This window comes from Stenotrophomonas sp. YJH_SMC_120 (assembly GCF_059368675.1).
Genome location: NZ_JCAFRY010000006.1, coordinates 76305 through 90227 on the forward strand (window position 1 = coordinate 76305; position 13923 = coordinate 90227).

Below are 13923 nucleotides of genomic sequence, written 5' to 3' on the forward strand. Positions count from 1 at the left end.
GGCGGACTCCGGGAAGGGGCGACGGGGCCATGCTGCGCCCGCCCGGGTCAACGAATCCTCACGCAGGATTCAATTTTTCGTGAGGTATCGGCGGCCATCCCGCGCCACAATGCAGCCAGCCTCCCCACTGGCCCCGAGCTGCCGATGTCCACCAAACGCGTGCTGATCGTTGAAGACGATGCCCACATCGCCGACCTGCTGCGCATGCATCTGGGCGATGAGGGCTACGACGTCGCCCATGCCGCCAGCGGCGATGCCGGCCTGCGCCTGCTCGAGCAGGAAGGGCCATGGGATGCGCTGGTGCTGGACGTGATGCTGCCCGGCGTGGACGGCCTGCAGGTTTGCCAGCGTGCACGCGCGATGGCGCGCTATGTGCCGATCATCATCATCAGTGCGCGTGGCAGCGAAACGCAGCGCATCGTCGGCCTGGAACTGGGTGCGGATGATTACCTGGCCAAGCCCTTCTCGATGCCGGAACTGGTGGCCCGTGTGCGTGCGCTGCTGCGCCGGGCCGAGGCGATGGCGCAGAGCGCGCGCATCGATGCCGGCGCGATCGAGCTGGGCGGTCTGCAGCTGGACCCGGTCGCGCGTACCGCCTCGGTGGATGGCAACGCACTGGAGCTGACCCCGCGCGAGTTCGACCTGCTGCTGTTCTTCGCCCGTCATCCGGACCAGGTGTTCGCGCGCATGGAACTGCTCAACCAGGTCTGGGGCTACCAGCACGATGGCTACGAGCACACGGTCAACACCCACATCAATCGCCTGCGCAGCAAGATCGAGCGGGACCCGGCCAATCCACGGCGGCTGCTGACGGTGTGGGGCCGTGGCTACAAGCTGGTCGATCCTGCCGGGGCGACGCCATGATCAAGCCGAACCTGTGGCAGAAGCTGGCGGCGGTGATCGCTGCGCTGATGCTGATGTGCTGCATGGCGTTGCTGGCGCTGCAGATGCGCGCCAACACCCGCCACGAGCAGGAAGTGGTGCAGCGGTTGTCGCTGGGCCTGGCCGAGCACATTGCCCAGCGCAGCGAACTGATGGACACCAGCGGCATGCGTGATGCCGCCGTGCGCGCGCTGTTCGGCCAGCTGATGGCGGTCAACCCCAGCGTCGAGGTCTACCTGCTGGACGACCAGGGCCGCATCCTCGGCCACGATGCGCCGACAGGCCATCTGGTGCGCAACCGGGTGGACGTGGCACCGCTGCGCCGGCTGCTGGCCGGTGCGCCGTTGCCGATCCTGGGCGATGACCCGCGCAGCACGGACGGCCGCAAGGTGTTCAGTGCCGCGCCGCTGATCGTGCAGGGTCGCCAGGCCGGTTATGTGTACGTGGTGCTGGTCGGCGAACACCGTCAGATGCTGTCCGACGACCTTGCCGCCGGCAGCCAGTGGAACACCACGCTGTGGTCGGTGATGCTTGTCGGCAGCCTGGGCCTGCTGGCCGGGCTGGTGGCCTTCTACTGGGTGACGCGCCCGCTGCGGCGGCTGACCCGGCGCATCCAGGCCTTCGACATCGACGCACCCACGCCGTTGCCGCCGCCGGAGCCGCTGCGCCCCGGTGAGCGCGACGAGCTGGTGATCCTCGAGCACGCACACGCGCAGATGGCGCAGCGGCTGGGCGAGCAGTGGCAGCAGCTGCGCCAGCAGGACCTGCAGCGCCGCGAGCTGGTCGCCAACATCTCGCATGACCTGCGCACGCCGTTGTCGTCGCTGCACGGCTATCTGGAAACGCTGGCGCTGAAGGACGCCACGCTGTCGCCGGACGAGCGCCGCCGCTACCTCGGTATCGCGCTGGCGCAGAGCGCCAAGGTTGGCCGGCTTGCGCGTGCGCTGTTCGAGCTGGCGCGGCTGGAACATGGCGAAGTGCGCCTGGAGTGGGAGGTGTTCGCATTGCCGGAGCTGCTGCAGGACGTGCTGCAGAAATTCGAGCTGGCGGCGCAGGCTCGCAACCAGTACCTGCACGCGGACTTCCCGCCCGGCCTGCCGCTGGTGCGCGCCGATCTGGGCCTGGTCGAGCGGGTGCTGACCAACCTGCTCGACAACGCGCTGCGGCATGCGCCCGACGGTGGGCGGATCGAGGTGTGCCTGCGCGCGACGCCGGACAGCGTGGAAGTGAGCGTGGCCGATGATGGACCTGGTGTTGCCCCTGCACTGCGCACGCAGCTGTTCCAGGCACCGGCCGCGCTGGGCGCGCGACGTGGAGAGAACGGCGGGTTGGGCCTGCTGATCGTGCAGCGCATTGTGCAGTTGCACGGCCGTCGCATCGAACTGCGTGACAGCGAGCGCGGCGCGTTGTTCGCGTTTGCGTTGCCGCGTGCGGAACCAGCGGCCTAGCAGGCCGCATCGCACTCGACGGCAGCGCCGCTTTCCAGCGGCAGGTGCAGTCGGATGCAGGCACCACCCAGCTCCGAATCGGTTACTTCGACCTGGCCGCCATGCTTGTCGGCCACCACCTGCACCAGCGCCAGTCCGAGGCCGAAACCGGGGCTGCCCGGATCCAGCCGCACATAGGGTTGCAGCACCTGGCCGCGCAGTTCGGGTGCGATGCCGGGGCCATCGTCCTCCACCTGCAGGCACAGCCAGCCGTCGTTGACCGTGCTGGCGATACGGATCTGCCGCCGCGCATAGCGCAGGGCATTGCCGAGCAGGTTGCGCAATGCCAGTTCCAGCATGTGCCGGTTGACGTTGACCAGGCCCGCCGGCGACAGCACCTGCTGTACCGGCATCGGCAGCGGTGCGAACTGGGCCACCACGCCACGTACCAGTGCCGCCAGCTGCAGGCGCTGGCGGGTCAGCTGATGGCAGCGGCCGAGCGCGGCGTACTCGACGCCGGCATCGGTGAGGTGCTGCAGCCGATCGACATCAGTGCGCAGGCCGCCCAAGGCATCACGCTGGATCTCGTCCAGCGCGGTGTCCTCCAGGTCGGCCAGGCCGAAACGCATCCGCGCCAGCGGCGTGCGGACTTCGTGCGCCACTGCCTGCGCCAGCACGCGCTGGCTTTCCAGCAGCTGCTGCAGCTGCTCGGCCATGTGATTGAAGGCATTGGCCAGCGGCCGCACCAGCGCGGTTCCGGCGCGCGGCGCGCGGGTATCCAGCTGGCCGTCGCGCATCTGCCGGGCGGCCTGGGCCAGCTGCGAGACGTCGCGCCACAGGCGGTAGACCATCACGTACATCGGCAGCGCCACGGCCACCATCAGGATCAGCAGCAGGATCGCCACGCCTGACACTTCGCTGTCCTGCCAGCCCTCGTCAGGCAGCGCTTCGTCCAACGGCCCCAGCATCACCGCGTAGTCGCTGTCGCCGATCCGCTGCAGGCTGCGCATGTGCTCCAGGTCGATCTGCACCCGGCCGTTGCTGAAGGGGGGGCGCTGGCTGGCCGGCAGCGCCTTCATCGCCTCTGCCAACGGCACCATGCGCAGGGCATAGGCGAAGTCGGCGTCCAGTTCGCGCGCCAGCGTCGGCCACTGCTCGCGCGGGGTTTCGGCGAAGCGGTGCTGCAGCAGGGCATGGGTACCGCGCATCTCGGCCAGCAGTCCGGCTTCGGTGCGGTCTTCCAGCAGCGCATCCCAGGCCCACAGGCCAAGCACGATCAGCAGCAGGTGGGCGACCAGGAAGCCGATGCCGTAGCGCAGGAAGTGGAAGGCGTGGCCGCGCATCGCCGAGGGCGTGCGCTTCATCCCCATGCCGAGCGGCTGAACAGGTAGCCGCGGCCGCGCACGGTCTTGATCCGTTCCGGCTGCTCTGGGCTGTCGCCCAGCTTGCGGCGCAGGCGCGAGATGCGTGCATCGATCGAACGGTCAAGGCCGTCGAAGGCGATCCCGCGCAGGCCGCGCAGCAGCGCATCGCGGTCCAGGATCTGGCCGGCATTGCTGGCCAGCAGGAACAGCAGGTCGAACTCGGCAGTGGTGAGCTCCAGCAGCGCGCCCTGCAGGTGCACGTTGCGGGTGGACGGGTCGATGCTCAGCTCGCCGAAGCGGAGGCTGCCGTCGCGTGGTTCGACCCGGCGGTGGCGGCGCAGGTGGGCGCGCAGGCGGGCCAGCAGCACCCGTGGTTCGATCGGCTTGCCGATGTAATCATCGGCGCCCAGTTCCAGTCCCAGCACCTGGTCGATGTTGTCGGTGCGGGCGGTCAGCACGCAGATGATGCCGTCATAGTGGGGACGGATCTGCCGACACACTTCGAAACCATCCTGGTCGGGCAGGCCGACATCGAGCAGGACCAGGGCGGGCTTGTCGGCCAGGATCCGGGCCACCGCACGCTCACCGCTGCGCTCGTGGGCCACCTGGTAGCCATGCCGCTGCAGATAGTCGCTGACCATCGTACCCAGGCGGGCATCGTCTTCGACCAGTACGATATCCAGCATTTTCAAGGCCTCCGTGGACGCACACGTACCGCCACGGCACGAGCGCGGCGATGCTATCCCAGCCTTCGGGCCGCCCGGGTCCCGGGGGCGGGCGCCATTCAGCCGGGGTTGCTGGCGCACGGGCCGGGCCTCAGGCCTGGCAACAACTTGGCGTCCAGCATAGCCTGATGCTGTTACAAAACGTTACCTTCGTGATACGCACGGTGACCATCGCTGACAGCAAAGCGACTGACGCAGGGCCGGGGGCGGGCCGAGCATGGAGTCTCCTCCGCTCCGCGTGTCGCTCCCATGTCGCCCGCCGCCGCCTGCCTGCTGAACCCGTCCCGCCGCTGCCGCTGCGGAGGTGCCCGATGAGCGGCGTGGTCGGGGCCTGGCTGCCGCCCGCCGAGGACGAACACCTGCTGCAGCAGCTGGCGCCAATGCTGCGCGCCCTGCAGCAGCGCGGCCGGGGGCGCATCGGCTACTGGACCGACGCCGAGGCCGGCCTGGCGCTGGGCCACTGCCGGGCGCCAACCGATACGCCGTTGCAGCCCCTGAGTTCGGATTGTGGCCGTTACGTGCTGTGCCTGGATGGCCGGTTGTACAACCGGGCCGACCTGCAGTCGCAGCTGCGCGATCTGCCACGCAGCTGCAGCGATGCGCGGCTGCTGCTGCAGGCGATCATCGAATGGGGCGTGGAACGGGCGCTTTCCCGCATCGAGGGCGCGTTCGGTTTCAGCGTATGGGACCGCGAGTCGCGCGAACTGTGGCTGGCCCGCGACCCGGTTGGCGAGCGGCCGCTGTACTACGGCTGGTACCAGGGCCGGTTCCTGTTCGCCTCGGAAATGAAGGCACTCCAGGCCTTTGCCGGTTTTGCCCCGAGCATCGACCAGGATGCGCTGAGCCTGCTGCTGCGCCATGACTACGTGCCGGCACCGCACACCATCTACCGCGGCATCCACAAGCTGGTGGCAGGCGCGATGCTGCGCATCGATCTGAATGACCATGCGGCTGGCGGCTCCAGCCAGGCCGCACAGGGTGGTTCACGCTACTGGTGCGCACGCGATGCGATGCAGAGCGCACTGCAGGAACCGCTGCTGCCGGCGCCGAGCCTGGAGCAGGCGACCGACCAGCTGGAAACTGTGTTGCAGAAGGCCATCGCCGCACGCATGCATTCGCCGCTGGCCTGCGGTGCGTTCCTGTCCGGCGGCACCGATTCCTCGCTGGTGACGGCGATGATGCAGGCACAGTCGACGCTTCCGATCGAAGCGTGGACGGTTGGCTTCGACGATCCCGGCCATGACGAGAGCGATTGGGCCTCGCAGGTCGCGCGGCATCTGGGCGTGCAGCATCATCTGCACCGGATGGACGCGCGACAAGGCCTGGATCTGCTGCAGCGGCTGCCGCAGGTCTGGTGCGAACCGTTCGCCGATGCCTCGCAGCTGCCGACCCTGCTGGCCAGCGAACTGCTGGGCGCGCGCAAGCCGGTGGCGCTGACCGGCGACGGCGGCGATGAACTGTTCTTCGGCCACCCCAGCTATGGCCGCGCGCTGCGCAATGCACGCCTGTGCGGTGGCCTGCCGGACTGGGTGCGTGATCTGGCGCGGCGCAGCGGCAACCGCATGAATGTCGAGCGCGGCCGCCTGGGCGGCTGGCGCGCACTGGTGGCGGAAGTCGCCGCCAACGACGTGGAAGGTCACTACCTGCAGCGCGTGACGCGCTGGCGGCAGCCGGCGCAGGTGGTTCTGGGTGCACGCGAGCCGATGACGATCTTCCAGCAGCAGGACACGGCGCTGCCGGCCGAGGCCCGCATCCAGCTGCTGGATTTCCGCATGGACCTGGCCGAGGGCATTCTCGCCAAGGTCGATCGCGCGGGCATGGCGGCGGGCGTGGAGACGCGCGCGCCGCTGCTGGACATGGAGGTGGTGCGGTTGGCCTGGCGCCTGCCGCAGCACCTGAAGTACCACGATGGGGAGCACAAGCGGATCCTCAAGCATCTGCTGGCACGCTATCTGCCGGAGCCGCTGGTGTATCGCCCCAAGCGCGGCTTCGGACCGCCGATGGCGCGCTGGTTGGCGGGCCCGCTGCGCGACTGGGCGGAGGCGTTGCTGGACCCGCAGCTGCTGCGCAACCAGGGCTGCTTCGATGCGGCACGCGTGCGCGGCATCTGGGAAGCGTTCCTGCGGGGTGAGCGCAAGTGGCACACGCACCTGTGGAACGTGCTGATGTTCCAGGCGTGGCACCAGCACTGGCACGTCAATCGCGGGCGTTGAAGTTGCTTCGCGGTGTGTTCTGCGCGGGGCAGGGCGTAGGCCCTTGCGTACGAATGTCCTCCGGCGCCGGCCGTTGGCCGTCACCTCCCCCTTTACTTCGTACGCAAGGGCCTACGCCCTGCGTTCGGAGTTCGTCGACGCCTCGTTGAAAGGCGCCGCGAGCGCTGCGCTTTTCCTTTCCTGCCGCAAGCCGAGCCTCGTCGAGGCGGGCAGGGGGTTGGGCAAAGTAAAGGAGGAGGGGACGGCCAACGGCCGGCGCCGGGGGACATTTGCCCAGGCCCATGCCTGTCTCGGCGGGGCCCGTCAGTTCGCGGGGAATCGGGACGAAGACACGCGTGTGGCGGATTCATTCTGCGTGGCGCCGGGCGGATGCCCTTGCGTACGAATGTCCTCCGGCGCCGGCCGTTGGCCGTCACCTCCCCCTTTACTTCGTACGCAAGGGCCTACGCCCTGCGTTCGGAGTTCGTCGGCGCTTCCTTGAAAGGCGGCCGCGTGCTGCGCTTTCCTCACCGCACGCCGAGCCTCGTCGGGGCGGGCAGGGGTTTGGGCAAAGTAAAGGAGGAGGTGACGGCCAACGGCCGGCGCCGGGGGACATTTGCCCAGGCCCCTGCCTGCCCCGACGGGGCCCTTCAGCTCGCAGAGACGTCGGGCTAAGACGCACTTCGGTATCCAAACGCCAGGCAAAAAAAGACCCGGCAGAGGGAGGGATCTGCCGGGTCCGGATTGCGTGGGGGGAGGGACCCACGCAATGAGCGTTGCGTCGCGTCAGTGGTTGCTCGCGTCCGCCGTTGATTCGTTGTAGCCCTGCACCAGTTCGGACCAGGCCTTACCGGCCTGCAGGCCGAGACCGACCACGTCCTGCTGGGCCTGGCCCAGCCGCTGCAGGTTGTCCTGCCACAGCTGTGCGCCCTTGTTGAGCATCCCGGCCGTGTCGTCACTACGGGCCAGTTCACCCAACCAGCCGCCGGTCGCGGTCAGGTTGCGCTCCATCGCCTTCAGCTGCACGCCGAACATGCTTTCCGCGTTCTCCAACGCCAACCGGTTCGCGCGGGTTGCTGCGGCGGCGAGCTGGCGGGTGGCATCACTGAAGCGATCGCTGAAGGCGGCGGCCATGGGGCATCAGGGAGTGGCTTGATGCATTGCAGCATACGCCGTTGATGCGGCAATGCAACAAAAATAACAAAGGCGCCCAAGGCGCCTTTGAAACACCTTTCAGATCAATGGGTTGATCAGGCCGTCGGGCCGCGGTAGCGGCAGCCGGAGGTGCAGGTTTCGTGCACGGTGATCTCGCTCAGCGCCGGCAGGCTGGGCTTGAGTTCGTTCCAGATCCACACCGCCAGGTTCTCGCTGGTCGGGTTCTCCAGGCCGGGGATGTCATTGAGGTAGTGATGGTCCAGGCGGTCGTAGATCGGCTGGAAGGCCGCCTTCACGTCGCCGAAGTCCATGATCCAGCCGGTCTGCGCCCCCGGCTCGCCCTCGACCTTCAGTTCCACCCGGAACGAGTGGCCATGCAGGCGCGCGCACTTGTGCCCCGGCGGCACGTTGGGGAGGCGGTGCGCCGCCTCGAGCATGAAGACTTTGAAGATTTCCATGGCGCGATTGTACGCCGCAGGTGGCCGGCCATCCTGAGCGGATGTTGGGCTTTCGTGAAGTAACTCTTTCCATCCGGATGAAGAGATGATAGTTTCTCTTATATCTGTATGAAAAGATGTTATTGGCCGCATCCCGGCCAGGCATGGACTACTGCGGAACTACGTCGCCCTTTCCACCTCCCCCACATCGTCATGCCAAAGCACACCCTGCTCGTGGCGGCCCTGGCCGTCGCTCTGGCCGCGCCTTTGTCCGCCGCCGCCGAAACCTCCGCCGATGCCAGTGGCGAAGCCAGTACCCTGGCCGCCGTGCGCGTCACCGGTTCCAACATCAAGCGCACCGATATCGAGGCCTCCAACCCGGTGCAGGTGATCGGCCGCCAGCAGCTGGAACAGACCGGCAAGGCCACCGTGGCCGATGTGCTGCGTTCGATCTCGGCCAACACCGGCAACGCCAGCAACGAAACCACCAACAATGGTTGGGCGTCCGGCTCGGCCGGCATCGGCCTGCGTGGCCTGTCGCAGAAAAACACGCTGGTGCTGCTCAACGGCCGTCGCCTGGCCAACTACGGCTTCCCGGCCGGTGGCCTGTCCGACACCTTCGTCGATCTCAATGCGCTGCCGCTGGTCGCGGTCGAGCGCATTGAGGTGCTCAAGGACGGCGCCTCGGCGGTGTACGGCTCCGACGCCGTGGCCGGCGTGGTCAACATCATCACCCGGCAGAACTTCGAAGGCGCCGAGATCGGCGGCAGCTTCGGTGGTGCCGACCAGGGCGGCCTGCACGAGCAGAACCTGAAGTTCGTCGGCGGCCTGGGTGATCTCGACACCGATGGCTACAACATCCTCTTCAGCCTGCAGGGGTACAACCGCGAGCGCCTGGACCAGGACGAACGCAACCTGACCAAGAGCGGCATCTATACCGACAAGCCGGGTGGCCGCTGGAACGGCTGGTCGGCCAAGGGCGCGCGCTACCTGGTCAACGGCGTCTCGGTGCCGATGCTCGATGCCAACGGTAACTGCCCGACCGGCACCACCCGCGTCGCCAGCGCACCGATCGACGGCCTGGCCGGCGACACCTGCGGCTTCAACCAGGCACCGTTCACCACACTGATCCCCTCGACCAAGCGCTACCAGGCCTACGCCAACGGTACCTTCCGCCTGAACGACAACGTCGAAGCATTCGGCGAAGTGCTGTACAGCCAGATCAAGAGTGCCGCGTGGTTCGGCAGCAGCCCGTTCTTCACCCTGGAGAGCGGCCGCTTCGCACTGAACGCGAACAGCGGCCTGGCAGAGCCGGTGTCGTCGCTGCTGCCGGCCAACAATCCGTACAACCCGTACGGCCGCGCGATCCCGATCGAGTACACCTTCTTCGACCTGGGCGGCACGATCAAGACCAACCGTTCCACCGCCTACCGCGGCGTGTTCGGCCTGCGTGGCACCACCGCGTCGTGGGACTGGGAAGTGGCCGCGTTCGGTGCACGCAGCAGCGAGCGCGAGAGCGTGTCCGGTGGCTTCGCCAACCGCTGGGCGCTGGCCGACGCGCTGGCCACGGGCAGCTACAACCTGCTCAACCCGGCGGCCACGCCGCAGTCGGTGCGTGATTCGATCAACATCGCCACGCTGCGTCCGGCCGAATCCAAGCTGCAGGGCATCGATGCGAAGATTTCCGGCAGCCTGGGCCATACCTGGGCCGGCGAGATCGGCTTCGCCGCCGGCGCCGAGTGGCGCCGCGAAAAGCTCGACTCCAACAATCCGTGGCAGATCGATGCCGGCCTGCAGGTGCGCCCGGCCATTGCTGAAGTACACGGCAAGCGCCAGGTCAGTGCCGCCTACGCCGAAGTGAACGTGCCGCTGGCCTCGACGCTGGAGCTGTCCGCCGCTGCGCGTGCCGACCATTACGACGACTTCGGCGATGCGTTCTCGCCGAAGATCGGCCTGCGCTGGCAGCCGCTCGACGTCCTGCTGGTGCGCGCCTCGGCGTCCAAGGGCTTCCGGGCACCGTCACTGTCGGAAAACTCCAACAGCACCAGCATCGCCTACGGCAGCGTGGTCGACCCGCGTGATCCGGACGTGCCGGGCTCGCGCCAGAACCCCACCTTCTTCACCGTCGGCAACAACGAACTGAAGCCGGAGCGCACCAGGAGCGTCAACTTCGGTGTGGTGCTGTCGCCGTGGGCCAACACCAACCTGAGCGTGGACTACTACCGCATCCAGCTGGACAACCTGGTCGGCACCAACAACACCCAGACCCTGGTCAACGACAACGTGGCCGGCGCCGTGCAGCGCGATGAGCGCGGCAAGCTGCAGGCGGTCTACAACCGCTACCAGAACCTGAGCGAGCTGAAGACCTCGGGCATCGATGTCGAGCTGCGCCAGCGCATCCCGACCGCGGCACTGGGTGATTTCACCGTGTCCTCGGCCTACACCCACGTGCGCGACTACCGTCGCCCGACCGTGGTCGGTGGGCCGCTGGTCGACTACGCCGGCAGCAACCTGGGCGCGACCCTGCCCAAGGACAAGGCCACCACCACGCTGGACTGGAAGTACGGTGATTTCAACGCAGCCGTGACCTGGTACTACACCAGCAGCTACCGCCAGGAGGCCAGCACCGCCGCCAAAGCCGTGCAGCAGCGCGTCGGCAGCTACAGCCAGTACGACCTGTACCTGGCCTACACCGGCATCGACAAGCTGACCGTGTATGCCAAGGTGCAGAACCTGGCCGACAAGACGCCGCCGTACGACGCCTCGTTCCCGGGCATCCGCGCGCCGTACGACTTCAGCCAGTACGACCTGCGTGGCCGCTACTTCACGCTGGGCTTCGATTACCGCTTCTGATCCATCCGCCGCGGCCGGTCACCTGAGGGGACCGGCCGCGCGATCGTCTGCCGTTGTGTTCCAGGGGAGTCACCGTGTCCTTGCATCGCCGTGCCGTTCTTCCGTTGCTGCTTGCCGCCGCTACCGCACTGTCCTTGCCGCAGCCGGCGCAGGCACAGAGCGCGTACTTCTTTCCGCAGGTCACTGACGCAGCGGCGTTCGATGCAGCGGTGCCGACGCCGGAGCAGTTCCTCGGCTACCCGATCGGCAGCCGTTACACCCGGCACGACCAGCTGGTGGCGTACTTCCAGGAACTGGCGAAACGCTCGGACAAGATCAGCGTGCGCGAGATCGGCCGCAGCTATGAAGGCCGCCCGCTGTTGATCGCCACCGTCACCGCTGCAGGCAATCATGCGCGGCTGGAACAGATCCGCCAGCAGCACGCGACCCTGGCCGATCCGGCGCAGCCGCGCAGCGCCGCCGGTGACAGCCCGGTGGTGGTGTGGCTGGGCTACAGCGTCCACGGCAACGAGACCTCCAGTGCCGAGGCAGCGATGCTGACGGCGTACTACCTGGTGGCCAACCGCAACGCAGAAACCCAGCAATGGCTGCAGCAGGCGGTGGTGCTGTTCGATCCAGCGCAGAATCCGGATGGTCGTGACCGTGCTGCCAACTGGCACAACGCCTGGGCCTCCGACCCAGCTTCTGCCGACCCCGCCGACAAGGAACACGTCGAGCCTTTCCCGCAGGGTCGTACCAACCACTACTTCACCGATCTCAACCGCGACTGGCTGGCCCTCACCCAGCAGGACTCACGGCCGAAGGTGGAGGTGTTCCACCAGTGGTACCCGAACGTGCAGATCGACTTCCACGAAATGGGCAAGGACAGCACCTACTACTTCGAGCCCTCGCCGAAGAGCATGCACAGTCCGCTGATTCCGGCGGCGTCGTATGAATTCAACAAGACCCTCGCCAAGTACCACGCGCAGGCGCTGGATGCCCTGGGTTCGCTGTACTACACCGGCGAGAATTTCGACAACTTCTCGCCGGTGTACGGTTCCACCTATCCGGACTTCCATGGCGCTGTCGGGGTTACCGTCGAGCAGGCCAGCTCGCGCGGCCGCGTGCAGGAATCGGTGAATGGCCTGCTGACCTTCCCCTTCACCATCCGCAACCAGGTCGCCACCGGGCTGGGCACGGTGCGTGGCGCGGTGACCGAGCGCAGCGGCCTGTTCGACCTGCAGAAGCAGTTCTTCCAGAGCGCGCTGAAGCAGGCTGCGCAGCAGCCGGTGAAGAGCTTCGTGTTCGGCGACGCGCATGACCCGGCCCTGACCCGGCGCCTGCTGGAACTGCTGCTGCTGCACCGGATCGAAGTGCGCGCACTGGACCGTGCCGTCACTGTCGATGGGCAGCGCTTCGATGCCGGCAGCGCCTACGTGGTGCCGGTGCAGCAGGCGCAGTTCCGCCTGGTGCATTCGATCTTTGCCGAGACGCCGCCGATCAAGGGTGATGTGTTCTACGGCAGCACCAGCTATGCGATCGCACCGGCCTACGGCGTGACCTTTGCGGGCAGCCGCATCGAAGGCGGCGCACGCGTGGCCGCGCTGCCGGTGGAGCAGGGCGCGGTACTGGGCGGCGAGGCCGGATTCGCCTACGCCATCGACTGGCGCGACTACAACGCCGGGCGCGCGCTGGCCGCGCTGCAGGGCAAGGGCGTGAATGCACGCGCGGCATTCCAGCCGTTCACCACCGCGACCGCGCAGGGCGACATCAGCTTCGCCGCCGGCAGCCTGGTCATTCCGGTTGCCGGGCAATCGCTGCAGGGCGCGGCGCTGCTCGAGACAGTGACATCGGCCGCGCGCGAGGCGGGCGTACAGGGCCACGCGCTGTCCAGCGGCCGCAGCCGCGAAGGCATCGACCTCGGCAGTGACGGCGTCAAGGCGCTGCGCAAGCCTGCGGTGGCACTGGTGATGGGCGAGGGCGTGGCCGCCACCGAAATCGGATCGGCGTGGTTCCTGCTCGACCAGCAGCTGCAGTTGCCGGCCAGCAAGCTGGATCCGCAGCAGCTGGGCAAGGTACCGCTGGACCGCTACACCACGATCGTGTTGTCCGGTGGCACCTACACGGGCGTCGATGCCACGGCGGTGGCTGCACTGAAGCGCTGGGTGCAGGCCGGTGGTTCACTGGTGACCTACGGCAGTGCCTCGAAGTGGGCGATCGAGCAGAAGCTGGCCGACGGCGAAAAGCTCGGCAAGGAAGAAGAGGCTGCTGATGCAAGTCGCCGCGCGTTTGGCGACCAGCGCGACATCGCTGCGATCGAGCGGGTCAGCGGCAACATCCTTAGTGCCGATGTGGACACCAGCCATCCGTTGGCGTTCGGCGTGCCGCGCCGGCAGCTGGCGATCAACAAGGAGAACACAGTGACGCTGCAGCCGAGCGCGAACCCGTTTTCCACGGTGGTGCGCATCGACACGCCGCCGCGGGTGAATGGCTATCTGTCCGAGCGCAACCGCACGCGGGTGGCGGGTAGTGCGTGGCTGCTGGTGTCGGCGCAGGGGCAGGGCAACGTGGTGCTGTTTGCCGATGACCCGGCACACCGCAAGTACTGGCACGGAACGGACCGACTGCTGATCAACGCGATCTTCTTCGGGAATCTGGTGAATCCGAGTAAAGCGCGGGGTTGAGGTGTTTGGCGCCGAGTTTCTGTTGTGCTTGGGAGGCAGGGGGCCTCAGCCAAGACACGCCGTAAACCCATCCATGGGGGCTCGATGGCGCCATCCTTGGCGCCAACGGTCCTGGCTGAGACCCCCTGCCTCCCATGACAGTTTCCTGCGGGCGCGGACGCATCAGATCCCAAGGCGGGAGCAAGGGCAAATACAAAAGCAAAAGCAAAAGCAAAAGCAAAGCCA

At 67.4% G+C, this 13923-nt stretch carries 9 protein-coding genes; 5 read left to right on the top strand and 4 right to left on the bottom strand.

Annotated features, from left to right (window positions below):
* Positions 1-144 precede the first annotated feature (144 nt).
* Both AC5P60_RS10190 and AC5P60_RS10195 read left to right on the top strand, forming a co-directional pair.
* The gene (locus tag AC5P60_RS10190; RefSeq protein ID WP_483693455.1) at positions 145-864 is read left to right on the top strand and encodes a response regulator transcription factor; all 720 of its coding nucleotides are present in this window, start codon (positions 145-147) and stop codon (positions 862-864) included.
* Positions 861-2330: a sensor histidine kinase gene (locus tag AC5P60_RS10195; RefSeq protein ID WP_005407948.1), complete on the top strand. Its 1470-nt coding sequence runs from the start codon at positions 861-863 to the stop codon at positions 2328-2330. The genes AC5P60_RS10190 and AC5P60_RS10195 overlap by 4 nt, the downstream gene beginning before the upstream one ends.
* Here AC5P60_RS10195 and AC5P60_RS10200 read toward each other — a convergent pair.
* Together AC5P60_RS10200 and AC5P60_RS10205 are read right to left on the bottom strand one after the other, a co-directional pair.
* A complete protein-coding gene (locus tag AC5P60_RS10200; RefSeq protein ID WP_043033912.1) occupies positions 2327-3673 on the bottom strand; it encodes an ATP-binding protein in 1347 nt (448 codons plus the stop codon). The two genes, AC5P60_RS10195 and AC5P60_RS10200, sit on opposite strands and share 4 nt — an antisense overlap.
* A complete protein-coding gene (locus AC5P60_RS10205) occupies positions 3670-4359 on the bottom strand; it encodes a winged helix-turn-helix domain-containing protein (protein WP_049432963.1) in 690 nt (229 codons plus the stop codon). Before AC5P60_RS10205 ends, AC5P60_RS10200 begins: the two co-directional genes overlap by 4 nt.
* Before the next feature lie 350 nt (positions 4360-4709).
* Between AC5P60_RS10205 and asnB the strand changes: the two genes are divergently transcribed.
* Positions 4710-6611: an asparagine synthase (glutamine-hydrolyzing) gene (asnB, locus tag AC5P60_RS10210; protein WP_049460755.1), complete on the top strand. Its 1902-nt coding sequence runs from the start codon at positions 4710-4712 to the stop codon at positions 6609-6611.
* A 765-nt stretch (positions 6612-7376) separates the two neighbouring features.
* Here asnB and AC5P60_RS10215 read toward each other — a convergent pair.
* On the bottom strand, positions 7377-7724 hold the full coding sequence (locus tag AC5P60_RS10215; protein ID WP_049402253.1) for a phasin family protein: 348 nt from the start codon (positions 7722-7724) through the stop codon (positions 7377-7379).
* 116 nt (positions 7725-7840) lie between these two features.
* Entirely contained in the window at positions 7841-8203 is a 363-nt protein-coding gene (gene queD, locus AC5P60_RS10220) for a 6-carboxytetrahydropterin synthase QueD (protein WP_005407953.1), read from the bottom strand.
* Between the two features lie 192 nt (positions 8204-8395).
* On the opposite strand from queD, the gene AC5P60_RS10225 reads away from it, so the two are divergent.
* Positions 8396-11035, top strand: coding sequence for a TonB-dependent receptor plug domain-containing protein (locus AC5P60_RS10225; RefSeq protein ID WP_483693457.1), 2640 nt, complete (start codon positions 8396-8398; stop codon positions 11033-11035).
* Between the two features lie 74 nt (positions 11036-11109).
* Positions 11110-13698: a M14 family zinc carboxypeptidase gene (locus tag AC5P60_RS10230; protein ID WP_495201736.1), complete on the top strand. Its 2589-nt coding sequence runs from the start codon at positions 11110-11112 to the stop codon at positions 13696-13698.
* Positions 13699-13923: the final 225 nt, after the last annotated feature.